The sequence below is a fragment of the Bianquea renquensis genome, from assembly GCF_014384895.1.
In the GTDB taxonomy this organism is placed as follows: Bacteria; Bacillota; Clostridia; order Lachnospirales; family Bianqueaceae; genus Bianquea; species Bianquea renquensis.
On sequence record NZ_JACRSQ010000003.1, the window covers coordinates 121,002 to 146,441 of the forward strand.

General features: G+C 48.9%; 19 protein-coding genes and 1 tRNA gene. 5 read left to right on the plus strand and 15 right to left on the minus strand.

Annotated elements, in window-relative coordinates:
- Positions 1–95: 95 nt before the first annotated feature.
- From H8730_RS03445 to H8730_RS03465, 5 genes are all read right to left on the minus strand, one after another.
- Positions 96–6,518, minus strand: a complete 6,423-nt coding sequence (locus tag H8730_RS03445) for an InlB B-repeat-containing protein (RefSeq protein WP_177718739.1) — start codon at positions 6,516–6,518, stop codon at positions 96–98.
- Positions 6,519–6,649: 131 nt separating this feature from the next.
- The gene (locus tag H8730_RS03450) at positions 6,650–7,318 is read right to left on the minus strand and encodes a response regulator (RefSeq protein ID WP_177718737.1); all 669 of its coding nucleotides are present in this window, start codon (positions 7,316–7,318) and stop codon (positions 6,650–6,652) included.
- Positions 7,315–9,264: a sensor histidine kinase gene (locus H8730_RS03455; protein WP_177718735.1), complete on the minus strand. Its 1,950-nt coding sequence runs from the start codon at positions 9,262–9,264 to the stop codon at positions 7,315–7,317. The genes H8730_RS03450 and H8730_RS03455 overlap by 4 nt, the downstream gene beginning before the upstream one ends.
- Before the next feature lie 233 nt (positions 9,265–9,497).
- On the minus strand, positions 9,498–9,968 hold the full coding sequence (locus H8730_RS03460; protein ID WP_177718733.1) for a GNAT family N-acetyltransferase: 471 nt from the start codon (positions 9,966–9,968) through the stop codon (positions 9,498–9,500).
- A 4-nt stretch (positions 9,969–9,972) separates the two neighbouring features.
- Entirely contained in the window at positions 9,973–10,437 is a 465-nt protein-coding gene (locus H8730_RS03465) for a MarR family winged helix-turn-helix transcriptional regulator (protein ID WP_177718731.1), read from the minus strand.
- A 267-nt stretch (positions 10,438–10,704) separates the two neighbouring features.
- Between H8730_RS03465 and H8730_RS03470 the strand changes: the two genes are divergently transcribed.
- From H8730_RS03470 to mtnA, 3 genes are read left to right on the plus strand one after another with little or no spacing between them, the layout of a single operon-like run.
- Positions 10,705–12,003 carry an amidohydrolase family protein gene (locus tag H8730_RS03470; RefSeq protein ID WP_177718729.1) on the plus strand — a complete coding sequence of 433 codons (1,299 nt, stop codon included), beginning with the start codon at positions 10,705–10,707 and terminating at the stop codon, positions 12,001–12,003.
- A 13-nt stretch (positions 12,004–12,016) separates the two neighbouring features.
- Positions 12,017–12,832, plus strand: a complete 816-nt coding sequence (locus H8730_RS03475) for a purine-nucleoside phosphorylase (RefSeq protein ID WP_177718727.1) — start codon at positions 12,017–12,019, stop codon at positions 12,830–12,832.
- A complete protein-coding gene (mtnA, locus tag H8730_RS03480) occupies positions 12,829–13,899 on the plus strand; it encodes an S-methyl-5-thioribose-1-phosphate isomerase (RefSeq protein ID WP_177718725.1) in 1,071 nt (356 codons plus the stop codon). Before H8730_RS03475 ends, mtnA begins: the two co-directional genes overlap by 4 nt.
- 46 nt (positions 13,900–13,945) lie before the next feature.
- Here the strand turns inward: mtnA and H8730_RS03485 are convergent, their stop codons facing one another.
- The 3 genes from H8730_RS03485 to H8730_RS03495 all read right to left on the minus strand — a co-directional run bounded on the left by H8730_RS03485 (position 13,946) and on the right by H8730_RS03495 (position 17,422).
- On the minus strand, positions 13,946–14,707 hold the full coding sequence (locus H8730_RS03485; protein ID WP_177718723.1) for a putative ABC transporter permease: 762 nt from the start codon (positions 14,705–14,707) through the stop codon (positions 13,946–13,948).
- A 99-nt stretch (positions 14,708–14,806) separates the two neighbouring features.
- Positions 14,807–15,760 (minus strand): (4Fe-4S)-binding protein, encoded by a 954-nt coding sequence (locus tag H8730_RS03490; protein ID WP_177718721.1) that lies wholly within the window; start codon positions 15,758–15,760, stop codon positions 14,807–14,809.
- 33 nt (positions 15,761–15,793) lie between these two features.
- Positions 15,794–17,422, minus strand: a complete 1,629-nt coding sequence (locus H8730_RS03495) for an FAD-dependent oxidoreductase (RefSeq protein WP_177718719.1) — start codon at positions 17,420–17,422, stop codon at positions 15,794–15,796.
- A 173-nt stretch (positions 17,423–17,595) separates the two neighbouring features.
- On the opposite strand from H8730_RS03495, the gene H8730_RS03500 reads away from it, so the two are divergent.
- A complete protein-coding gene (locus tag H8730_RS03500) occupies positions 17,596–18,516 on the plus strand; it encodes a LysR family transcriptional regulator (protein WP_177718716.1) in 921 nt (306 codons plus the stop codon).
- A 175-nt stretch (positions 18,517–18,691) separates the two neighbouring features.
- Here H8730_RS03500 and H8730_RS03505 read toward each other — a convergent pair whose 3' ends face one another.
- The 3 genes from H8730_RS03505 to fic all read right to left on the minus strand — a co-directional run bounded on the left by H8730_RS03505 (position 18,692) and on the right by fic (position 21,501).
- Entirely contained in the window at positions 18,692–19,381 is a 690-nt protein-coding gene (locus H8730_RS03505; protein ID WP_177718714.1) for a hypothetical protein, read from the minus strand.
- Between the two features lie 312 nt (positions 19,382–19,693).
- The gene (locus tag H8730_RS03510) at positions 19,694–20,782 is read right to left on the minus strand and encodes a hypothetical protein (protein ID WP_177718710.1); all 1,089 of its coding nucleotides are present in this window, start codon (positions 20,780–20,782) and stop codon (positions 19,694–19,696) included.
- Between the two features lie 107 nt (positions 20,783–20,889).
- Positions 20,890–21,501 (minus strand): protein adenylyltransferase Fic, encoded by a 612-nt coding sequence (gene fic, locus H8730_RS03515; protein ID WP_177718708.1) that lies wholly within the window; start codon positions 21,499–21,501, stop codon positions 20,890–20,892.
- Between the two features lie 235 nt (positions 21,502–21,736).
- Between fic and H8730_RS03520 the strand changes: the two genes are divergently transcribed.
- Complete coding sequence (locus tag H8730_RS03520; protein WP_177718705.1) at positions 21,737–21,985, plus strand: type II toxin-antitoxin system Phd/YefM family antitoxin; 249 nt, start codon at positions 21,737–21,739, stop codon at positions 21,983–21,985.
- A gap of 176 nt (positions 21,986–22,161) precedes the next feature.
- Here H8730_RS03520 and H8730_RS03525 read toward each other — a convergent pair.
- The 4 genes from H8730_RS03525 to H8730_RS03540 all read right to left on the minus strand — a co-directional run bounded on the left by H8730_RS03525 (position 22,162) and on the right by H8730_RS03540 (position 25,340).
- Positions 22,162–22,245, minus strand: a tRNA-Leu gene (locus tag H8730_RS03525).
- Positions 22,246–22,463: 218 nt separating this feature from the next.
- Entirely contained in the window at positions 22,464–23,069 is a 606-nt protein-coding gene (locus H8730_RS03530; RefSeq protein WP_177718703.1) for a hypothetical protein, read from the minus strand.
- Positions 23,070–23,415: 346 nt separating this feature from the next.
- Entirely contained in the window at positions 23,416–24,399 is a 984-nt protein-coding gene (locus H8730_RS03535) for an ArsR/SmtB family transcription factor (protein WP_177717584.1), read from the minus strand.
- Between the two features lie 245 nt (positions 24,400–24,644).
- A complete protein-coding gene (locus H8730_RS03540) occupies positions 24,645–25,340 on the minus strand; it encodes a hypothetical protein (RefSeq protein WP_177717582.1) in 696 nt (231 codons plus the stop codon).
- Positions 25,341–25,440 lie beyond the last annotated feature (100 nt).

Here is a 25,440-nt window from a genome sequence, read left to right on the forward strand (position 1 = left end):
CATACAAGCCTTTTTCTGTCAAACAGCGGCATTGTCGTTTCGTCCGGCTTAATAAGGGTGTATCGTTACTTGTGCTTTTTAGGGCGATGCCTTCCCTATCCCACTTGCTTTTTTCTCTTGACCTTCAGCATACCCAGTACAATGCCGGATACGAACAACACTGTCATCCACAGTGCGATGTTACTGTTGTCGCCGGTCTGCGGACCTTCCGCTTCATCGTCCGGCTTCGCCATGGCGGGGATCTCCACAGACGCTCTTTCAAAGCCGCAGATTTCACATTTTTCATGCTTTTCGCCTGTTACGCCTATCTCAGCCTCTTTGGTGGTAACCCAGACAAATTCATGCTCTGCAACATCCGTCTTTTCTCCGCAGGCACATGCATGCCAGTGGTTTGTTTCATCGGTTTCCCACGAATCGCCATAGAAATGGCCGGCTGCATCGACGTCGGCAATCGTCTTCGTCTGTGTCTCTGCCCAATCATCCGTGAAGGTGGCTGTATAGGTGGTTTCGCCTTTTTCGGTGCAGTCGGGCGCTTTGGTCTGCTCACCGGTTACAGTCGCCTCTGCTGTTTCCACGTGGGCGGGATTGCCTTCACAGATGCGGGTCGCCGTGCAGGTTTTGCCGTCCTCACTCCACGCATAGGTGGTAGAGGCCCAGGTATGGCTGACCGTGACCGTATAGGCCGTGGAGTTGCCCGCCTTATCCATGACGACAATGGTGCACTGCTCATCGTCACCGGCCATAAGGACATAATTGCCGTCCACAGCGGTCTGCACTTCGCCGTTGATCAAAACGGACCCCAAGTTGGTCTCAGAAACGGTAAAGATCTGACTCGGGCAATAGGTTTCGCCGTCCTCAATGCCTTCGATGACCGGCGCGGTCTCGTCTATAGTCATGCTGACGGCACTGCCCTTATCCACCGGGACCGCCGCATTTTTGCCCACGACCTCCAACAATTCAAGAGCGATGGAGGTCTCTTTTTCCGGTGCGTCATCTCTCACTCTGAATTTAAGGGTGACAAAGCTGCCGTCGGCGGAGATTGTGCCGATCTCGTCCAGCGTGGCCAGCAGCTTATACGGCGCTGCCGTCAGATCCTCCTGCACGGTAAACTGACTTTCCGTGAAAATGTCGCCGAAGGTATAGCCCAAAAGCTCCAGAGCGTCGGGGTCATAATCGATTGCCGCCAGGATACCCCATATGTCCACCGCCTGATCCAGGGAGAGCGTAACCTCGAATTTCCTGCCGCGGTTGAGGACTACCTCGTCCGGCGAAAGGATCATGGTCGCGTTGCCTGTGGGTTCCGTTGCCAGCGTCATCAGTGTGGGCGTCACTCTGGCAGAAAGGAAAATCGGGGCGGCAGCCAGCGTCCTCGGTTTGTTGATAGTTGCCGTCGTGGGAGCCGGTTCGGTATCCCCTGCAAGAGACAGGGACAACGTTCCCCAAATGCTGCCGCCGCTTCCGGAGTCATCCACAACATACGACCCGAAAGTAGACTGGGCGTCATTATAATTGGTACCGCCGGTAACCGCAACTGCAAAAGCATAGGTGCCGGCGCCATAGCCATAGCTGCTGAGATCAAACGTGCCGGTTGTATTCCTGCCGACTTCCCACGCATTATCAGCTTCCACTCGCTTCATAATATATGTGACCGTTCCGTCCCCTTTGATTCCACAACCGCTTACATCAACCGTTGCAATCCAGTTGGAAATGGTTGGCACCGGTCTGTTCAACTTCAGGGTAAGTTTATTAATGGCCACCGCTGCTTGATCCGAGGTCATCTCAAACGCAAGATATTTATCATCCGTCGCCCGGCTCAGCTTTACCAGATAGCCGCCTGCATTGACCGGCGCATCCTCTGTCCATTCGGAGCCTGCCTTTTCCCAAAGATAGGTGACGGTAAAGTCCTCGGCGCTCAGGTCGCCGTCCGGCGCGTTGACGGTGAACTCGGCGGGGAAGCCCGGTTCCGATTCATCATAATCTTCCGACCGCGGCGTGATGGTGATCCAACTATCCTGAATTTCGATTTTTTGCTCCCAGTGTGCGTACAGGGTCTGGTTTCCCGTGCCGGTGAAAACGGTATCTGCCGTCACCTGCGTACCGCCGGTCTGTTGGGTAAACCAGCCCATAAAGCGGAGCGTGGAGTCTGTCAGCACAGGAAGATCGCCGTATGGCTCGCCGTATTTGATCTCCCTCGCCCCAGGCGCAGTGCCGGTAGACGTTGCAAAGGTGATGGTATAGGTGTTGGCGTTCCACTTGGCGTAAACCGTTGTGTCCTTTTCGGGCATACCGGCGCCGAAATCAAAGGCCTTGGTACAGCCTTTATCCGCATACCAGCCGGCAAAGGTGTAGCCCTCGCGGGTCGGATCCGTTGGCTGCATGAGGGCAGAGCCCTCCAGATACCTTTGCTCCCTGATCTCGCTTCCGCCGTTCGTGTCAAAGCGTAGGGTATAAGCGTTCTTGGTCCCGTCAACGCGGCACTCGACCGTGTAGATGACAGAACTCTGCGACGGCGCCTGCGACGGCGAGATGGAAACGATGGTCGCGTTCTCGCCGCCATATTGCCGTACATAATCTGCCAGACCTTCATATGACGGCGCGGTGCCGGACTGGAACCGGACCGTTACCGGTGGCACATTGCTGCCGAGGCCGATGAACTCGTATGTCGCAGTCAGCGCAGTATCAATATAATTGGCCTCAAATGTAATACCATCAAAGCCATACTTTTCCACAAATGCCATGTCTGCGGTCATGCTGAGCGGGATGCTGTCCGCATCCTCCGCCGCGCCCGGCTCCGTCAGGTTCAGGAAACGCGTATATTTGCGTTCCTCGTTGTTTACAGTACCGGTGGTCTGCAGATCAGACAGATCGAATTCTTCGCCGTATTTTGCTGTATAGGTGCGGTTTTCCGTCGTACCGTCGGCTTTCTGAACGCCTGTCACGGTGATCGAATAGGTCCTCGGCGTCACATTGAAAAAATAGGTCTTGTCGGTAGTCAGGCTCAGTCCCGTCGATTCCTCCTGGTAGCCGCCGATTTCTGCGTACTTGAGATTCGTTCCGTCTGCTGCGGTATAGCTGTCATAATCGATGAGTTCCAGAATTTCGTCTTGAGACGGCAGGTCGAACACATCTACTCTGCCATAGCGCTCGCTCCATACGGTCTGATAGCCGTCCGTCATGTTGCCCACCGCCACGCTGGCCGTGAATTTTTCACTGAACTCCGACTGGCTCATATTGGTCCAGACAACCGGGACGGTAATGTCGATGTCGTATTTGCTGAAGGTCAGCTTGTCGGCCTTCCAAACAATGCGCATATTGGCGGTCAGATACCGGGAGCCCTCCGGTACATCGACACGTATCACACCGTCATCGCTAATCTTAAAGCTTGAATTATCAAAGGTGATGACAAAGTTCCCCCGATCGTACCTATGCTGTGATTTCTCGCCGGTGACCAGATTTATCCGCTTCATGGTCAGATAGCTATCGGACAGCGGCATAGTGATGCCGTTTGCACTGTTGCTGTCCCAATCCTGCACATACAAGACATCGTCCTCATCCGGTTCCAGCGCAAAGTCGTAGACATTCTGCTGCACGCCCGCCGTCAGCAGCGGAAATTCATCGTCATAGAGCGTCGGCTCATATTTGATGAAATCTAAGAATATCTGCGCCTTGAACTTGACCGTGACATAGAGGCCAAAATCCACATAGAGCGCACCGAGTATTTCTTCTGTTTCGTTCCAGGCGTCGGTATTGGCCGGCCTGAGCTTTTCAAAATAGTAGATGAAATATCCGTATAGCTTCAGGTAGGCGCCGAATTCCACATTGGCACCGATGCTGGCGATGCTGGTGCTGAGCAGGCCGAAGGCGATCTCCGCCTTGACGCCGGCTTTGAGGCCCAGCGTACCCATCACATAAAACTGGAAGTTGAACTTTTCGTCGATCAGGTCGATCTCACTGGAGCCCGCCTTCTGGCTCTTAAGATGGAGCCAGAAGCTGTAGCGCTTGCCGACTTCATATCTGAGATCGGCTCCCAAGGCGATGTTGACATTGGCCCTGACGATAAAATTCAGATCCACTTTGATGGCGACGATGGACAGATAGTAGGTCGTGCTGAGCAGCGGCTGGTTATATAGCTCTACCCAGTCGCATTCCTGTTCCAGCATCTCCTTGTAGCGATCCATCAGCTGGTCCATGCCACTCTCGGCTTCCTCTTCCGTTTCCGCGTTGAATACCTCGTCAAAGGCGGTGCTGACATCCTCGGCGCCGAGGGCTTCCTCCAGCTGCTCAATGGAGTATTCCACGCCGTCTATCTCTACCTTAGGCAGCTGAGCCGCATATTCTTCAATCTCCTCCAGCACTTCCTTGACATTTTCTCCCTTGGCCTGCAACTTTTTCACCTTGGTACCAAGCGTATTGATCTTGCGGAGCAATTCCTGCCGTTCCGGGCTTGCATTTGCATCTCTGAGCGCCTGCCACTTTTTCTTAGACATGTCGTCTCCCTGAACGGTATACACCTTGGCGCTTACAGATACGCCGGTATAATCATATATATCGATCGAAACGTCAGCATACACATCCTTGAGGACTGGGATGAAAGCATACCACTCCCACTTAGTATCTACGTGGACGTCAAAGTCGAGAGCCACCTCTTGCTCAAAACCAGCGCTGAGTTCGATCTTCAGCGATGCTACTTTGCCGGAGGGCATCCTCTTGTCTACAGAAAATACCACGGATACATTCAGCGCAACGCCGAAACCGTCCTCGAAATGTCGGTCATTGATGAAGGTTGCATTTACTGTAGGGGTCTCCATGGTAAGTTTCGCCCTTGTGCTTCCGGTTCCAGCTGCCGTGGCCGCAGCCGGTGCAGCCGACAGTTGGCTGATTTCCGCTCTGGTAATGCCGGCGTTAAGAAGCTTGATTTGCACCTCCTCTGTTTTCAGCGCGTCCTGCACCATGCGGTTCGCCGCTTCTTCGGCAAAACCGCTTTCAACCGCCTGCTGCTCAACCCGCGAGAGAAGTGCTTCCTGATCGATGCTGGCTGCGGCCTCTTCGCTGTCTATGCGCTGCGTAACAAAGAGATCCATGTAGTTCTCGATATACTCTTTTTCAACGATCTCATAGTGGATCGTATCGCCGTCGATATTTGTGACCTGTGCATAGACAACATCGGCGTTATCAGCCGCTTCGGCTGTATCGACCGTGTCGATGGCCACGGTGTAGAAAATCAGGAAATCGTATTTTTCAAAATCCGGCGCTTCTGTTTCGCCCATCAGCGAAAGCGCATACGCGTCGTAATCATTTCTGTTGACTGTGCCGTCTCCGGTCGGAAGCGTTGCTACCTGATACGGGATCGAATCCGGCATCGCCAGGACATCTTCCGCATCCTCTTCATTGAGGCTTTCAAAGCTGTATGTACTGCCGCTCACCGCCGTGATACTGATGAAGGCCATCGCGTCGTCCCGGTAATCACTCTTGGTATAGTCCCGTTCTCTCGGATCTGTCGTCTCATAAATACAGACGATGTCTCCCTCTTTCAGCTTCTGTCCAGACATTTCAAAGCTTCCGGTGATAGCATCTGTGCTTTCGTCATTGCTCAGCAGGGCTGTTTCCAGCACATCCACCGTCTTTCCGCCGACGGTGTACCGCATTGCAGGCGTATCCCGGATGAAGATCACCTCGTCATCGTACTGAAGAGTATCGATTTTTCCCTTGGCGATGATGAAGTACGCCGTGCGGAACATCTCCTCTTTACCAACGAAGGAAAGTCCCTCTCCCAGCGTCAGCTCGTAGGAGGCACCCTCTTCAAACCCCTCCGGCGCATAGACCGTAAAAGTGCCGTCTCCGTTGTCTTTCACATCCACCGCCACCGGGTCGGAGCCGTCCTTCGGCAGGACGGTGATGTTGGCCTTGACGTCGTCCGTGCTGGCAAAATCACCCGTAATGTCAAAAGAAACATTCGGATTCTGATCCTCCAGGCTGAAGGAGGTAATATTGAGCTGCTCCCTGTACGGTACCTCCTCGTACACGGCTGTCAGAACGATGTCGCTTGATACCACCTCGGTCAGCGGATAATAGGTACGGCCGTCCTCCATCTCCCAGTTGACGAAGATGAAATTGTCCTTAGCGGGAGTGGGAATCTCTCCCTTGTAGGGATAGCCGTCGCCCGCCTGAATGGGCGCGATCTCCCCGCCGCCGTCCGTCACAAAGCTGATGGTATGCAGCGTCGGCGTCAGGCTGCCGCGGTTCCCCACCAGATACTCCTTCACCATATCGACATCGATGTCGTCGGTCACGCCGTCCGCGTTGACGTCGGCTTCGGTGAAGTGGATGGCGGCCTGCGCCTCTGCATCCCCTTCGATGTACCATTCCATCAGGTTGACGTCCAGCAGCTCCACCTTGCCGTTCCCGTCGGCGTCGCCGTACAGGATAGTATCCTGGGCAAATGCCGTCAGGACGTTCATCGGAAGCATAGGAAGCAGGATACTGAAGGTCAGTATCAGGCTTACAATCCGTTTCTTCATCCTTGTGTTCCTCCTTCAAAAGTGTATACGTACCTCTCTCGATACTTTTTTCGTAAAATAATCATAGCATACAAAAAAGCAAAAGCCGCGAACCTTACAAATTTGTAAAGTTCGCGGCGAAAGCGCATATTTCATAGCTGCTCCAGCAGGTAACCCCCGCCCCGCAGGGAAGATATCTCCAATCGGGAGTCTTCACTGTGAAGCTTTTTCCGCAGACGGGAGATCAGCGTCCACAGAGCGCGTTTCTCCATCTCGGATTCGGAGCCCCAGACCTCCCGCATCAGCTCCGCCTGGGATACCTTGTGTTCCGCGTTCTGTGCCAGGAGAAGCAGCACTGTAAATTCCTTTTGCGTCAGCAGGATATCCCGGCCGTTTACATACCCGATAAAGGAAACGGCATCCAGTTTCAGGTCGCCGTAACAGACATAGCGGCGGCTGTTTGCATCTGAACGAAGTCTGGCCTCAATTCTGGCAATCAGCACCTCCAGATCATAGGGCTTAGGCAAATAATCGTCGCCTCCGGCGCGAAGCCCCTCCACCACGTCCTGGTTTTCTCCAAGCGCCGTCAAAAAAAGGATCGGGATATGATAGCGCCCTTTCAGCTCTCTGCACAGCTCTATGCCGTTTCCGTCTGGCAGCATGATGTCCAGCACAATCAGATTTGCCGGGTGCCACCGAAGCTGTTCCCGCGCTTCGGCAGCAGTCCCCGCCCTGAGCACCTCATAACCGTGCAGAGAAAGCACCTCGGCGTTGATCTTCATAATGTGTGGATTGTCCTCTACCAGTAATATCGTACTCACTGCTCCCCCTCCTTCAAAACCGTAAAGGCAAATACGGTGCCCTCCGGCCCCGTTCGCTCTACCCAAATCTCCCCGCCGTGGGCTTCCACTGCTTCCTGGCAGATGGCCAGCCCAAGCCCGCTGCTGCCGCTGGCGCTATATCCCTGTTCAAAAATGTGCGGCAGGTCTTCCGCTGAAATCCCGCTGCCGGTATCCTCCACCCGGAACAGCACAAAGCCCTCCCGTTCCCTGTCGGAGGCGCTGATCGCGATGGTCCCGTTTTGTGTGTTTTTGTTTGCATTCACTACCAAGTTGATAAAGATCTGCAGCAGCATTTCAAAATTGCCGTGGACATCCGCGCAGGAATCTGCGGTGATTTTGACCGTGCTGCCATTCTTCAGGCACATGGGCGCGGCAATGGCGTCCACGTTTTTCAAAAGCTCCGGCACGATGACCTTTCCGAAGCTCAGCTCGCTTTTCCGCCCGTAGGAGTATTCCATCAGCCTTGTCACCATGTCTGCCAGCCGCTGTGCCTCCTGCTGGATGGTTTTCAGATTGCCGGGGGCCTCGTCGCTGATGCGATGTGCGGCAAGCTGCATCCCGGTCAGCTGGGCATAGCCAGAGATCACCGTTAGCGGTGTTTTCAGCTCATGGGCGACCTTATGGAGGAAATCCATATTGAGACGGTTCATGCGCTCCAGCATCTCGCCCCGGCTGCGGCTTTCGATCAGCGCCACTTCCCGTTCCTGAATCTGCAGGTTGATGGCTGCGGCATTGAGGAAGACAAAGCCCAGCATCCCATAGGCCGCCGCTCCATAGTGCGTAACCTCGAAACTGTCTCCTGTCAGAAGCGCTTCGTATAGCAGACCCGCCAGAAGGATGAGAAAGCCGGAGAGCACCAGAATATCCACTGCATTTAGCCGGCGCTGCCGGATATAATGGCGGATGATGCCGAAAATCAGATACAGCAGATACGGGATGGACGCATAATATATTGCCGTGGAAACTGAGACAATATCCTGCGTAGGCAGCACGCAGATCAGGACGGCAGCAACGGCAGCCATTCCCAGATAGGCGTACAGCGGCCAGTGTTTCGTAGCCTTGGCATACATACATTTCAACAGCAGAAGGATGGACACCGGCATCAGCATGACGATCAGAATAAACACGCGGTATACCAAATACCAGGAGGTATCTGCCGGGAGCAGGTGAATGTTGAAGAAATTTTGATCCCGCATCGCCATTACCAGACAGCAAAACGCCAGACAGAGAAAATCCGTCTTGCGGCGCACCGCCGCGCTCAGCAGAAAATACAGCATCAAAAGCAACAGGCCGCCGCTGACCGACAGGGAGACCAAATCGTTTGCCGCCTTAAATTGCTCCATATTCTGCGGGGTTGAGAGGTAGGTCGGCTGGATATACCCGCCATCCTTATGGACATAGTTGCCATACTGATAGATGATCTCGATCTCTCCGCTTTCTCCGGAAAACATGGGGATGGTCATGTAGCCCACCTGGGGTACAAAATCCTCCGCATTGTCCGCCACCCTGCCAAAGGCCGCAACCTCAGAACCGTTGACGAACACGCGGCTGGCATAATCCAGCGAAAAGCTGCAAATGGTGTAATACTGGTTCGGCTGTGCCAGAATCCGCAGGCGGTGGGTTCCGTAGGGGGTATCCGAGGCGGATTCTTCCGGGCCGGCTTTCACCGCTGCCGCTCCCGAGGCGAAATCTTCCGATGTATACAGCGCCGCCGGGTAGAAGTCCCAATCGTTGACTATATTGAGAACGCAGCTCGAAACGTCAGCATCCCGGATATCCAGCACACCGTCCTGCGGTGTGATGCCCTGAATATGGTAAGCTCTCTGAGAAGAGACAGCCTGAAGCAGAAACACGCTCAGAACAACAAAGGCAACAGGCAAAAGCCAGCGCAGCATCTTTTTGTTAATGTGGCCAGGCCGTAACAAGGCAAGCCCCCCTTCCTCGGTATTTGTTTCTTATTTTACTTTATCACATAAATGGGACGACCAGGAAAGCCTTACAGAATTGTAAGGCTCGTTTTTCGAACCGTTTCCTCGTTTATAACTTCCAATTTATGGTCTTTGCCATGCCTTGCTGCCTAATGCACCATATTAGGCAATGGCGATGAGCCGCCTGAAATCCTCCGCTTATCGACATGCCCGACTGGTTTGGAATACTTCTAATTATCATATGAAAATATCTGCTCAAAAGCTATGTTTGCCCTTTCAAAAGGAAACTTCTCTTTATCAACAGGCACTTCGATAAATCCAAACTTTTTGTATAAATGAATCGCCTGTTCGCATTTTGTATTAGTTACAATAACAACTTTTTTTACACATTTTGCCCTTGCATAATCAATGCAAGCCTTGAGGCAGGCACTTCCTGCACCTGTCCCGGTATACATCCCTCTTGCACAAAATTTTTCTATTTCCCATTCTCCGTTTGGAAGTGGTGCAATCATGCAGCAAGCTAAAACTTCCTCCGCATCATCGACGGCAAAGAAAATCTGACCGCCCGCCTCGAGCGCACATTCGATATTGTTCAGAACAGCCAAGTCCTCTTCCTCAATCACAAACATTTGGGAAATCCATTGCTTATTCATTTCAATAAAATCTTCTTTGTATTTCTTTTCATATGGCACGATTTTCATAGTATCATTCCTCCTGTGAACCTGATTCTGCTTTGTTACAGCTTTGTAAAATGGTTGTTATTGTATTAAGAGCTTCAATCAATTCCATGCACTCTTCTTGACTCAGAGACTTAATAATATCCCCGATTTGTTGATTTGACTTCTGAATAAAATCTTTTGTCTGTAACAGACCTGATTCAGTCAAATGAAGATGATATGCTCTTGAATCTGCTTCTGATACATTTCGTATCAAGTGACCTTTTTTTTCGTGAGCCCTGATAATTCTGCTTAGATAACTCTTATCTATATTCATAACTCTTGCTATAAAAGCAGCATTACAACCGTCATTCTCATATATTTCAAACAAAACACGGGCCTCTGTCGGTGTATATTCCGAACCCAAATAGTGAGTATCCAGCAAACGCAGTAGAGGCATATAAAAGCGATTAAATTCCCTTATTCGTTGTACTACTTTTTTTCCTTCTGCCATAAGTTTCCCCCTTATAATTTAGTTGATAAAAGCTACTATTTGTAGTATAGCGCAAAAAGTGGCTTTTGTCAACTAAATTCAGCCCACTGGGGGCCTACAAAAACACAAAAAATTATGGTATAATAATCGCAAAAGCGATTATACGCGCCGGCCGCGCGGTGAGCGAAGCGAACAAACCGCTGCGCGACCGTGTGCAAGCTGCGGAGCTATATCATGGCCGGAGGCCATGGTATAATAATCGCAAAAGCGAATAAGGGAGGGTATGCCATGCTATTCGAACACATCGGCATCATAGGAGAACACGCCGCCTATCAACCTGATCGATACGTAGGCGTTCGCGGACATACCATCGCCTATATTGGCGATACCCCGCCGGGAGAGGATTTTGGCGAGCACTACGATGGCCATGGGAAAGTCCTTTTTCCAGCTTTTGTCAACGCCCACAGTCACTCCCCCATGACATTGCTCCGGGGATATGGCGAAAACCTTGCTTTGGAAGACTGGCTCCAGACTCGCATCTTCCCCTTTGAAGCCAAGATGACTGGGGACGATGTATACTACGGCGCGATGTTGGCCTTTGCCGAGATGCTCCGGTACGGCGTCGTCTCCACCACCGACATGTATTATCATGGGGATAAACTGGGCCAGGCCGTACTCGACAGCGGAGTGAAATGCAATATGAGCATCGGAGTCACCTGTTTTGACAACCGCAACCTGTGGGAGCTGGAGTACTATCAGCAGTGCAAGGAGCTTCTGACCACCATGCATCAAGCTGGCGGTGGCCGTCTGCGCCTGGACCTGAGCATCCACGCGGAATACACCTCTACGCCCAAGGTCGTGGCCCAGATGGCGGACTTCGCAAAAGAAACAGGGCTTCGCATGCATATCCATCTTTCGGAAACGAGAAAAGAGCACGAAGAGTGCAAAGCGCGGCATGAAGGTATGACGCCAGCGCAATACTTTTGCGCATTAGGTCTGTTTGACGCCCCCACAACGGCCGCCCACTGTGTATGGTTGGAGGGAGAAGATTTTGACATTCTCTCTGAAAAAGGCGTGACCGCCGTCAACAATCCCATCAGCAATCTTAAACTAGCCAGCGGCTTCTGCCAAGTTCCGGAGCTCCTTCGGCGCTCCATCAACGTGGCCCTCGGTACCGACAGCGTGGCCAGCAACAACAATCTAAATATCATGGAGGAAATCAAGCTCTTTGCCCTCCTCTACAAAGGGCTAAGCGGCGACCCCACTCTCATAACGCCGGCCCAGGCCCTCACAGCGGCCACGCGAAATGGTGCCCTTTCCCAGGGCCGCACAGACTGCGGCCTGTTGCAGGAGGGGTACAGGGCGGATCTGATCGTCATCGATAGCCGCGGCCCATGGATGCATCCGGCTACGGATATGCTTAACAATCTTGTGTACTCCGCCCAGGGCAGCGATGTATGCCTGACCATGGCCGATGGCCGTGTACTCTATCGGGATGGAGAGTATACAACACTGGACATTGAGCGCATACAATTTGAGGTCGAGACCCGAAAGACTCGTATCCTCAGCGAACTCTCACGCGCATAAAGGAGACTTTTTTATGATAGACGAAACCGTTGCGTATATTCAAACACGATTGCCTTTTACACCAGAAATCGGCATTATCCTTGGTTCCGGTTTAGGAGATCTTGCCAGCGCCGTTGAAAATCCCATCTTTCTAGACTATGGAACCATCCCTCATTTTCCCCTTTCAACCGCTCCTGGCCATAAAGGGCGCTTTGTCGCGGGATTTTTGGCCCATAAGCCGGTCATCTGTATGCAGGGACGCTTTCACTATTACGAAGGGTACACGATGGAGCAGGTCATCTATCCCGTCCGTGTTTTAAAGCGGCTTGGCGTCCAGACTTTAATCCTGACCAACGCCGCTGGAGGAATTTGTCAGGACTTCTCCGTCGGCGACCTGATGCTCATCGAAGATCACATTAACGTGATGGGAACAAATCCTCTAATCGGCAGAAACGACCCGTCCTTCGGACCTCGCTTTTGCGATATGACGTATGCCTACACGCCAAAATTGCGCGCCCTTGCAGAACAAACGGCTGCGGCTTTAAACATCCCTCTACAGCACGGCGTATATCTGGCTTGCACCGGACCCAGCTTTGAAACTCCAGCTGAGATTCGCGCTTTCCGTACACTCGGCGCCGACGCGGTGGGGATGTCCACGGTGCCAGAGGTCATTGCCGCTTCCCACTGTCAAATGAACGTGCTAGCCATTTCTATGATTACCAACATGGCTGCGGGCGTCCTCGATCAGCCACTGTCCGGCGATGAGGTCATTGAAATCGGCAATCTCCGCAGCCGCGATATGCAGCGGCTGATCTCGGAGATCGTCAGAAATATGGAGGGAACTCGATGAAACCCTCTCTGACAACAGAAACGGTCCGGCTGGACGAGCAGACGAAAGAACTCGTTTTAATCGATCAGACGAAGCTCCCTGGAGAGTACACCTTGTTGCGGCTTTCGAAGGCGGAGGATATCTGGGAGGCGATCGTGCATCTCCGAGTTCGGGGTGCGCCCGCCATCGGCGTCGCTGCCGCCATCGGCCTGTATGTGGTGACCGATCGGTTTCAAACCCAAGATCGCGGCGAATTTGACCAGCAATTTCGAGCCGCCAAGGAGTATTTCGCCTCATCCCGCCCTACGGCCGTTAACCTTTTTTGGGCTCTGGACCGTATGGCGCAGGTGGTTCAGCGAAATCCGCAGGCCACCACTGATCGTCTCAAAACCTTACTCCGCGATGAAGCCATCGCGATTCAGAGAGAGGATGTGGACGTCTGCCGGCGTCTGGGCGAATACGGCTTATCGCTGTTGCAGGATGGCGACGGAATCCTCACCCACTGCAATGCCGGCCAACTGGCAACGGTCAAATATGGAACGGCTTTGGCACCCATCCATCTCGGCGTCCAGCGGGGCATGCACTTCCATGTCTATACCGATGAAACCCGCCCCCTTCTACAGGGAATCCGCTTATCCGCTTTCGAGATGCAGGCCGCAGGGGTCAAAACCACGGTGCTCTGCGACAACATGGCCTCCAGTGTAATGCAAAGAGGATGGGTCCAGGCTGTCCTCGTAGGTTGCGACCGCGTAGCCGCCAACGGCGACACCGCAAATAAAATTGGGACCTCCGGCGTCGCCATTCTGGCAAACTACTATCACATCCCCTTCTACGTTGTAGCGCCCACCTCCACCATTGACCTGACTTGCCCAAGCGGCACGGCCATCCCCATTGAACAGCGCCCGCCAGAGGAAGTCACCCACATGTGGTATGAGGCATCCATGGCGCCCGCCGGAGTCGATGTATATAATCCTGCGTTTGATGTGACAGACCATTCCCTCATCACAGCCATCGTTACGGAATACGGCATTGCCTATCCCCCCTATGACAAGTCCCTAGCCGCCCTGTGCTCATCCTCTACAGAATAAATTTAAAGCCGCACGGCAAGTTTCCATGCGGCTTTGCTATGTATTGTTATTTGCTGCCTCGCAGCACTTCCTTCAACTTATCCACCACATCCCCATACCGTGTGGACTGAAATCTGGGAAACGATCGAAGCATCCTCCGATCCCGCTTCGTGAGCCTTTGCACAAGCTCTCTCATCTGGGAGGCAATGCCGTTGGTTTTGAGCGAAGCGATTCCCTCTTCCACTGATTTTTTCATCGTCTCCGCGTGAAGCCGAGATTCACCGATTCGCGCAATGACATGTTGATGAACCTGTTTGAGCTTTTCATTCAGCTTCAACAGCCGCATGGTGGTGATCGCCGTATCCACCAGCAAAAGAAGCAAGAGCACACCCGCCGTTGCCCCTACAGCGCCCGGCGCCATCCGTGAAGTCAAGACAGCAACCAGCGGGTGAATGCCCTTGATCAAGATCACAGACATGGCGCCAAAGGCCGCCACACCGGCCAGGCACACCCGCCCGTGGAGATTAAACCTCCAATCCTCATAATCCCACCAGCGGGCATGAAAAAGCTTCTCCATCAGCCAGGACGTGACATACTCTAGCACCCCCGTTGCCAGCGCGCCTGCAATAAAAATCAAAGCCGGATTCTGTAGGGAACGGAACAAAAACAGGACCAGAATTGCGCCCGCCCCATAGATGGGACAGAGAGGACCATTTAGAAATCCCCGGTTGACGAGCTGGCGCTGCTGGATCGAACAATAGATTGATTCATAGACCCAGCCAATGACACTATACAGCATGAACCAGACAAAATATTGACATACGAGCATAGCCCCACCTCCTTCATTCCTCTTCCTTTATTATACAAGAAATGGATTCAAAATGCGAGGTATTAAGGAAATTTAAGAAATGGGCTGTCGAATTTTGTATTAGCAGGTCGCCCCGCCTTTGTCATGCAGATTTGCGGACAGAATTTCTTCTTTCCGACCCAGGATCGCGTCCGATAGCAATTCTGCTTCCACCGTCTCAAAACCTATGCGGTCGATGGTCGCCGCAAACCGTTCTCCTGTCTTGCCCTGTTCCCGGTAGAAAAGGATGGCTTTTTCAATGACGGACAGCGCCTCCTCCTCATCCGTAAAGACTTTGCTAAGGGATCTCCCCTGGGCCACGCGCTTGCCCCACCGGCCGCCAATATAAATTTTATAGCCGTTCACGCCTTCCGATAGGGCGTCAAAATGACATTTTCCGGCACAGCGACCGCAATTATTACAGAGGGCGGGATCAATGTTTAGGATGCCATCCCTCACTGTGGCGGCTTCCATTGGACAGGCGCTGGCAACGGAACATTTTTTACAGCCCATGCACGCATCCTCGTCAAACTGCGGGATTCGCTGTCCGATAATCCCCAAATCATTCAAGTCCGGTTTGACACAGTTATTGGGACAGCCGCCCACGGCGATCTTGAATTTGTGGGGCAATTTGACATTGGCATATCCCTCAAAAAAACGGCGGTGAATTTCCTCGGATACTGCAAAGGTGTCAATGAGGCCATATTGGCAGGTTGTCCCTTTGCAGGACACAACCGGCCGGACTTTTGAACCCGTTCCCCCTGTGGTAAGCCCTTCCCTGGCAATATAGGCCCGAAATTCATCAATTTTATCATAGGGGACACCCTGAACTTCCACCGTCAGCCTCGTTGTAAATGTGATGTTCCCATTCCCGAATTTTTCCGCGGCTTCTGCAATGCACTGATTTTGTTTTGCGGTGATCTTGCCATTGACTGTAATGATGCGGGCCGAGAAATTATCCGTGCCCTTGTTGCTCAGAAATCCCATTGCTTTAACCCGCTTTTCATCCGCCGGGCTGATACTCAACGTTGCCATATTATCCTCCATTCTGCCATAACAACGGCTGTCTCACTGTAGATCCGCGCCGTTAAACGCGGTCCCCCCTTCTAAAACCTTTGTATTGGTGTAGCCATAAAATTGGAGACGATTTTGAAGCAGATACGCTCTCCGCCCCTTTGTACAGACAAGCAGCATTTTGGCGTCTGGATTCCAGCCGGGGAGTACACCGTTCACCTCTGTGAGATCGACATACTCGGCCCCCTCGATGCTCGGATTCTGGGAGGTATCGACAATTTCATACCCCTCCGCGTTCCCCTCTCTATATTCCGCCGGGGTAAAGCTTTGCAGCGCGCCTTCCATCTTATTGAGCAGAACATTGATCGCATGGTCGAAAGGATGTATCGCCGTGGAAAAAGGCGGGGCGTATGCCAGATCCATGTCCGCCAGCTGATCCACTGTCGCATGTCCATACAGCCCTGTGACTGCAATATCGAGAACCGTATCCACCTTGTCCGTCCCCAAAACCTGGGCCCCAAGCAATCGTCTGGTCGCCCGGTCTGCGATCAGCTTGATAAACATGGTGCCAGCTCCTGGATAGTAGTGCGCCTTGTCGTTCACCGCCGTCAGGGCGCTAACCACGTCGTACCCCCTCTCCCTCGCGGCCACTTCCGTTAAGCCGGTCCGGCCCACATGGAGATTCGGTAATTTGCAAATCCCCGTCCCAACAGCACCGCCATAGGCCACGGGCTTTCCGGCAATATGCCTGGCGGCAATCCGTCCCTCTATGTTGGCAGAGGACCCCATGGGAGACCATAGGGGCTCGCCTGTGACGGCATCCGTCACACAGGCGCAATCCCCGACAGCGTAGATATCGGGATCATTGGTCTGCATGGATTGGGATACGCGAATCGTCCCGTTGGGCATTAAATCCAGACCGCTGTCCCGGATAAATTCTGTGTTGGGCCGGATCCCAATTGCCAGAATCACCGCATCGGCTTTGATGGGACGCCGATTGGTCAGAACTTTTTCTACGGACTCGGTTCCCTCCACCCCCTCCAGCTTCGTATTGGTAAAACTCATGATCCCCTGCTCCGCTAGATGATTCTCCACATACTCTTGCATCTCCGAATCAAAACCCGGCAGAATATGCTCCGCCATATCGATGACGGTAACACGAATTCCCTGAGATACAAGATTTTCTGCCACCTCCAGGCCAATAAATCCTCCCCCGACGATGACGGCACGCTTGATCGACCCGCTGTCCACAGCTTCCCGCAGGGCGACTGCGTCCTCTGGCGTCCGCATAGTGAATACATTCTTGAGCGCAACACCTTCCACCGGCGGAATAAACGGACGCGCGCCTACCGCGATAACCGCTTTATCGTAGGGATATTCTTTCCGCTCCCCTGTCACCGCGTCCACCGCCATCACCACCTTTTTCTCCCGGTCAATGGCCACGGCTTCTGTCTGCGTGGTGACAGAAACTCCCGTCAAATCTGTAAAACTCTGCGGGGTGTTGACTATTAACTGCTCTCTATGCTCAATCACATGTCCGACATAGTAGGGCAGGCCACACCCTGCATAGGAAATATCCTTGCTTTTTGTAATAATCTGAACCTGGTGGCTACGATCTTCGCGAAGAAGCTTCGCCGCCGTCTTCGTCCCCGCCGCTACTCCTCCAATGATGACGACTTTCATCCATCTTTCCTCCTATCAGCAAACTATTTCCACTGTGTTATACATACCGTGTATATAGAATACCACTTGTCAAGTTATAAGTAAAGTACTATAATATGTATAGAATCCATAGGAAAAACCTATAATCTATCATGAATATCTTTTTTTACCATATCCCGATTTTGGAGGAAACCATGACAATCTGGCATTTACAGTTATTTGTGGCAGTGGCGGAGACAGGAAGCATGAGTGCCGCCGCGAAACAGTATATGATCCGCCAGCCCTCTGTCAGTCAGAAAATCAGCGAGCTGGAATCTCACTACGGCGTGCTGTTGTTTGAGCGTCTGGGAAATCGCCTTCATATTACAGAGGCAGGTGAAAAATTGCTCCCCCTGGCTCGCGATCTCACAAGCCGTTTTAATTTTTTAGAGGACTATATGGAATCTCAGCACGCTGTTAACCGGCTGCGAATTGGCGCCACGATCACCATCGGCAGCAGCATTCTTCCGCAGTTCATTGAGCGCTACCGCTGTGAAAATCCGGATACGGAGATCTTTGCCGGCATCAGCAATACGGCCAGCATCTCCCAGAAACTAGTAAACAATGAACTGGATATCGCGCTTGTGGAAGGTGTCGTTAAAAGTCCAGAGTTGGTCAGCACGCCGAAGCTTAAGGATTTTCTCGTCCTCGCCTGCGGTAAGGGGCACCCCTTCTATTCCAAGCCCTCGCTGCACAGCCAGGACCTTCAGGACATGGACTTTGTCATGCGCGAGCCTGGAAGCGGGACGCGGGAGCTATTTGAACAATATCTGGCAAGGCACCATGTCCACATCAAGATTGCTCTTGAGTATAACAACCCCGAGGCCATGCGCCAGGCGATTCTCGTGAATCGCTGCATGGCCGTTATCTCCGTCCGGCTTCTGGAGGATGCCGCCAGAGCAAACGAAGTTCGTCTTTTTCAGAGTCAAGGGCAGGAGTGGAATCGCACCTTCAATCTCGTGTACCATAAAAATAAGCACGTCACCAAGGCCATGCGCCGCTTTTGCACTCTGCTGGATCAGTGCTCCGATTGGACGAACCCGCCGCTGCTTCCCATGCGGCCGCTGCTGGATTAAGTCGCTTGATTCCTAATCTGCATGTGGGCCATTTCGCCTTTGAGGCCTTACAATACTTATTATACTAGCCATCCTTTTTTTGGTCGTTTTATCTGAAATGCAAATTTAGACTGTTATTATCAAGAATTTAGTACATAAAATTAGACGGTCAGGCGGATTAGGCTTGACCGTCTTTTTACGATTCTGCAGGGTGTTTAGATAGATAAGTTGAATAGTCGGTATCTAATTGCAAAGACAGTAATTTTTCGCTCATTAGCTGAAGCATATTTTCCCCTTTTGCAATTTTCTTAAAATCTTTGATATTAAAATCCAAAATACAGTAACGCTCGTTTTGATGCTCTTTATGTAAATAAAATTTTTTTATTAGGCCTGCTCCATCATTCCACCCAGAACCAGTTACCCCATGATAAGAAAAAAGGATACCTAATAATGTTTGAGTCGTTATTAATAAGCTGCAAAATTTTCCTACATAAGTTACGCCTACTCGAGTATTATAGTTTTTACATTCAGACAAAAAGTGTTCTAGTTTTTTATCTATCAACCCATATTGGCATAATGTTTTTCCATTTGGACTCAAGGTCAGCAACTGGTCTATTTCATTAGTCGATGTTCTTAGATTTCGATCAACGTGAAAGAGGCCACCAGTATTTTCTAATAAAAATGTAACGATATCTTCTAATGATTTGCCTTTATCCGCTTTAGAGGCGTTTTTATTCTGATGGGTATCCTCAAAATGCCTTAGTAAATTTGCGTATTCCTGTTTTTTCTCCGGAGGCATTGCACAAATTTCCTCATACCTATATTGAGAATTTATTTTGGAAAATACCTCAAGAGCCTTGGTTATCTCGTTATTGTCTACATTCATTCTTTTATCACCTTATAGATGAGAACAGCATTTTCTAATGCAGGCAATTCTGCATGACAAATTTCACATTCGAATGTATTAGGTAATTCACTAAAGTATCTAATTACAATACCATTTGATTTTTGACAATGACTACAATATAATTCATAGTAACTCTCCAAATATCCTTCTTCCTGCAGTATTCTCAAAACTTCATAAACATCAGATATTGAAATACCCAACTTTCTTTTTATCACACCTGGATATAACCACATGTTAACTCTATAATTTTGCAAAAGATTAATTAAGTTGGATATGCATAGATCCGCCAAATTAGTCCTCGTTTGCAGTAATGTTTCTATGTGCGTTAATGTAGTCGATAACATGATTCATCCTCTCCATTCCTATCAATACATTATTAAAATAATGTTGGATTAAACAATACGATTTATTCCTATAATTAAAAATAAATTTAGCTCGTATACTTCGAGTCTTAATTTCATTTTCCCACATAAGTTCTATCCACGAATAGTCTGATAGTTCATCATTTTCAAATATGAACTGCTCAAGAGCTTCTTTTAAGATAGGAGCCTGTTCCAATTCGGTTTGGTGTTTTTTAATTAGCTCTTTTAGCTCACCGATAATAGGCAAAACATATTCTTGATTGTTCCCAACTTCTAGTTGAGCATTCCCTCCGCTAGGTAACTTCCTATACTCCGCCATCACGCGAGTCTCATGTGAGTCTTGCTTAACTTCTGAAACTAGGTAATCTAAGTCAAGAGGAACTAAGTCAGTATTCAAGTTTTCATAAACATATCTAATTATATCATCAATTAAATCAGAGTATACCGATTGTTCTTTTTTATCTGGAATAAATACTCTCTTTAAGACATCGAATCTTAACTCTATCAATTCCGATTCTTTATGTAGAACAATTAGCACAGGATATTTTAAAAATATTTCATTTTCATTAAGAGGATCAATAGCTGCAAACTTTAAATTGAATTTTAAGATAAAAAGGCCATCAGAATCAAAAGTGATAGGAGTCTTAAGATATTCGAACATCATAGCGCTTTCATCACTTGGGCTTTGCATAGTTTTAGCTAAACTCTGAGCATTATTCAGCAACTGTTGAAAATTTTCGCAAGTAAATACGACAGAATACTTATAGTCCTTTGTAAATTCCCATTCTTCAAATAATTTAATTGCTTCTTTATTTTGAGCAAGACATGTTTTTATCTTTTCGGTTAACTCTAAATCTTTCACATCAATCGCAGACTCACTCACATTGCCAAGGGAAAGTTGAGATGTATTTTTAACAATATCAGCATCAGTAAACAACTTATTTATATGTTTTTTCGTCTTTGAAGGATAAGTATCGATGGTTCCCTTTAAATATAAGATATAATTTTCATGGGTCATATCCAGCAACCTCCAACTATATACTTTCTCGAATTAATTATAGCTGAAAATTATGGAAAAGTAAACTCATTACGATAACTTTTTAATTCTCTCCCACGTCCCTTTTGTTACCTCCAAGATTCTTCCGCCTTAAAGGCCGTATATCCTTCGTAATAGTAGCTGTTATCAATGCCTTTCTTATAGATTTCGCGGCTATGGATATCGCCCGTCAAGGCGTTTTTGAGGAGATGCTTGATTTCAATATCTTTTATCGGACTGCGTTCCATAGCGAGCAGATAATCTCCTTTATCCACCTTGCTCCAGTCAACCACCTTGCCGATCTCTTTCTTCAAAATGCAATCCAGCCATATGCGTGTGCTTCTGCCGTTGCCCTCCCGAAAGGGGTGGGCAATATTCATCTCCACATACTTCTCCACAATCTCGTCAAATGTGGACTGGGGCATTTTATCGATGTTTTCCAGCGCCGCTTCAAGGTACATCACCGGAGCAAAACGAAAATTACCCTTTGCGATGTTGACCGTTCTGATTTTTCCAGCAAAGTCGTAAATCTCGTCAAAGAGATATTTGTGAATGACTTGAAGAGAGGAAAACTTTCCGGGTTCCAGCTTATCAAGAATGCCATTTTCAAAAAGATCCACGGCTTTCTTCTTACTGGTCCGCTCCTCCTCGCGGGCAAGATCGGCAGAGTTCGTGAGTCCCAATTTATTTTCAAGTGCCATGCTGCACCTCCATTGTTTTCATTGTCATTCAACCACTGTAATATGAAATAACAAGATTTACGCTTTCAGCATTTCATCATAGGAAACCAGCATTACATTGCGAAGTCAATGATAAGTCACACACAACTGATTGGGTATGCGTCTATACCTTAACCGTGTTCATGTCGGCCTATATAAATTAGGTTGTATTTCTCCTCCTTTTAGAGTATACTTGATATAGAGGAGTGTGGTACCAATGGCCATGAATACAAAAAATCTCGTTTCCATTACAGAGGCAAACCAAAACATTTCCCGTGTCGCCCGTCTGGTGGACGAAAATGGGGCGGCTGTGATCCCGAAAAACAATGTCCCTCGTTATCTAGCAATTGAATTCAGTCAGGTCGAACAGCAAGAGCAAGAAGCGGACAATGAAAGCACATTCGCCATTTCTAAACGTCTCATTGAAAAAAATAAGACTGCCTATGAGGAATTGGCAACTTATTGATATTATATTGTCGGTAGCGTCCGGCAAGGCCAGCTGCCAAATCTACTACATTGGATTTTGCAACATTTCTTTAACACCAGAAACTGACATTTTCACAGCGCCAAACTTCGCATTCGCCAAACCTTCCTAAGCACAAAAAAAGCAGCCTCCCTCTGTTAAACGAAGCTGCCTCTCCATGCGGATGAAGGGACTCGAACCCCCACGGTTGTTACACCACTAGAACCTGAATCTAGCGCGTCTGCCAATTCCGCCACATCCGCCTGTACTGTACTATATATCTGTCACAGTCCTCTTTGCGACGGTTTATATATTATCACATTTTGTGTTGCATGTCAACACTTTTTCATTAACAAATTTCGCCCCGCGTTACCAAAAAGCAAATTCCCATCTCAAATCCGAAAAAAAGGCACACTGCCTATACAGAACGCCTTTGTCCTATCCCCTAATCAAGTAAACCACATGTGCACATTCTTCTGTGCTAATGGAGCCTTTCTTCATTGACTGTTTTCACGTCAGGATACACGATATCGTCTGGGCTGACTCGGTGGTTATGACCGCCTTCCCAACTGACAATTGCATAATCCTCTTCAAATGTGACGAGAACATTGTCCCATTTGACCTCTTCCCCCGTATCCAAATCCACACATCCTTCTTTTAGTTGGACAGGATACCGAAGCAAATGTTTATTTTCTTCCGTATATTCCGTGAACTCGCGGAAAGGAACCCAACCAACATTATCCAAACTGTTATCCAGCTGAAAACAATATACAAGCCCCCACAGACCGTCCTCATTCTCAGGCTGATCAAAATGATCCGTCCGAACCACTGCCATAAGCGTCACCAAAAAATGCGAGATCTCATTGTACGTCTCCGAATCTTCGGAAGGACTAAACCGCAAAGTAACGTTGTCGCCTAGCATTACTTTTCTGGGCATGTCCAGATTGTATAGTTCTATGTGGGGCCCATACGTGTCTTCCATAGAACTAGACGGTGTCGATGTACCGCCACCGTCCTGTGCGCAGGAAGAAAAAAGAAGGATGGAAATTGTGAGAACTGTTATTGCTGCCTTGCTAACCACTCGCATATAACGAAACCCCCTTTTATCAGATATAAGACCATTCTCCTATAAACGCCGGCACTGCTTCTCTGCAAAACAGAAAAATGCCCAATGGATCGCCATCCATTAGAATCCCCTCGTCCAAAGCCATTCATAAGAGTGTTATAAATTTTATATTTTAATAGTAACATATTTCTATTTAACCATAAATACACAAAAATCACAAATATTTTTTCAATTATTATGCAAATTTACCATACTCCACGGACTTCCTGATCTAACCCGTCCCAGAGCAGACTATAAAAGGAGGCGGCGCAGAGCATACGCTCTGCGCCGCCTCCTCTTATGGGGGACTACTTTTTCTCTGCCAATTCTACATATACTTTTCGAGGGCTTTGCGGATTGCGACGAAATGATTGGGATTGATCTTGAAGTAGACAGTCCGCCCTTCATTTCTCGAAAACAGCATATCGATATCCGTCATCATATTCAGATGATAATACGCAGCGTTGACGGAAACTTTCAGCCGGCGGGCGATATCGCTGGTGGATAGTTCTTTATGTTCCAGAAGCATGTCCAGAATGACCACACGATTTTGTTCAGACATGACCTTGCCAAATCCAATCAAATCCGGCGTCTCGCTGTCACTCTCCCGCTCCTGCAACACCTCTCGATAATCGGAGCCTAAAATGACCACATTGTATTCGCCGATTTCCCTGGCAATGATCATGTTCTTGGCGATCAATGCGATGGAGCACAGCGTCTCCTTTTTGCTGTTGACCAGGGAATCGATGTCATCCTCCTCGAAGGTTTCCTGGGCCTTCGTGGCCGTTTTGAAATTGCGCTGATAATAATTGGTCAACATGGCTTCTTTTGAAATCAGGTCATAGATGAGAGCCTTTTGATATTTTTCAGGCTTTATATAAAACGAAAGTAACAGATGTTTGATTTCCTCAGAATAATAACTTCCGTCAACTTTTTCCGCAATCTCGACCATTGTCTTGCTCGTAATATCAATTCCTAGATAGAAGTGGAACACCTGCTGCTTCAAAAACTCTTCCTCTTCCAGCTTAGCGCTGAAAGCCTGAAATGTAAGTTCAATATCCTGCTCCAGCAGATCAAAATAGAGAGTATCCAGGAATGTCATATCATCCTCATTCATGGTACAGAATATTTTTAACTCTGCAGGGAACTCGCCGAATTCACTGACCGTTCTTTCATAGAACAGATTGTCGCTCTCAACCTTCTTGTGAAGTGCAAATTCTGACATCCATTCTGCTTTGTTAAAATAAAGCTTATACAAAAAAAACAAATCATACATGTTACCAAATCTGGATACAAATTTTGTGGAATCCATCTTTCTCTATTGCCTCCTCAGTGAATCTTCTAATTCTATTACAGTGTATATTATATTCACTTATCGAAATATTATCAATTATTTTTTTTGGGCTTCCATCTTTGAAAATTCACTTAGACAAGGCATTTTAGAACAATTTATGCTCTGCATTCCGCTTTCTCAATAGGTTCTCCTATTGTACCAAAAATGATCAACTTATAAAATATTTTTTCTTTTTTATACGTTCACTGAAACGTAAACCCGTATCAATGTTCTATTTGGTTTGACACTTCTATCACATATGTTAACAATTCATCCATGACTGCAAAATAGTCCTTTAGCTGACCTTGTACTTCCTCTGGCACAAGGTCACGCAGCGTCCCTTCATATTCACTCTTCTTCATCATGAGATGCTTATATTTTGTGTCTTGAACATACTGTGCCTTGTATGTAAGCATATGTTTATATGTATCGAGATAGATATTTTTAACTGGCAGATTCTTTTTCCTTGCGATCACCGGCACACAGCCGTACTGGCTTAAATGTTTGGTATAGTAGCAGAGTACGCCAGAAAACATGTTATTCTCCAAGAGCTCAACTTCCAACTTTCTTCCCGACGAACTCTCCGCAAAACCGACGAAATCAAGTGCATACTCTTTTGCGCAGGAGAGACATTCCTCCTCGTTGCGCTTGCTTGTCAGAACGCCAATTCTCACGCCCGGCGGGACATTCAATTCATGAATCTGCTGAACGACGGCTTCGTAAAAATGGTTTTTGAGGTTTTCAATGTAGGGGATTCCGATGACAAAATTCTTCGCGCCCGCTTGAATGAAAGATGAGAGTGCTCTCCGAATGTTCTCTGCGACGACCGGTGCATCTCGATTGGCTCTGGCTCCAACATAGGATGAGACCAATATATTTTCATTGGCTTTTTTCCATAATTCTTTTGCTTCCAAAATCAAATATATCTCACCTCCGCGCTATATATTATACTATTGCTCAAAAAATATGTCAATTGCTCAATATATTTTTGCAGACAATTTTTTTCAGTAGGTTATAATT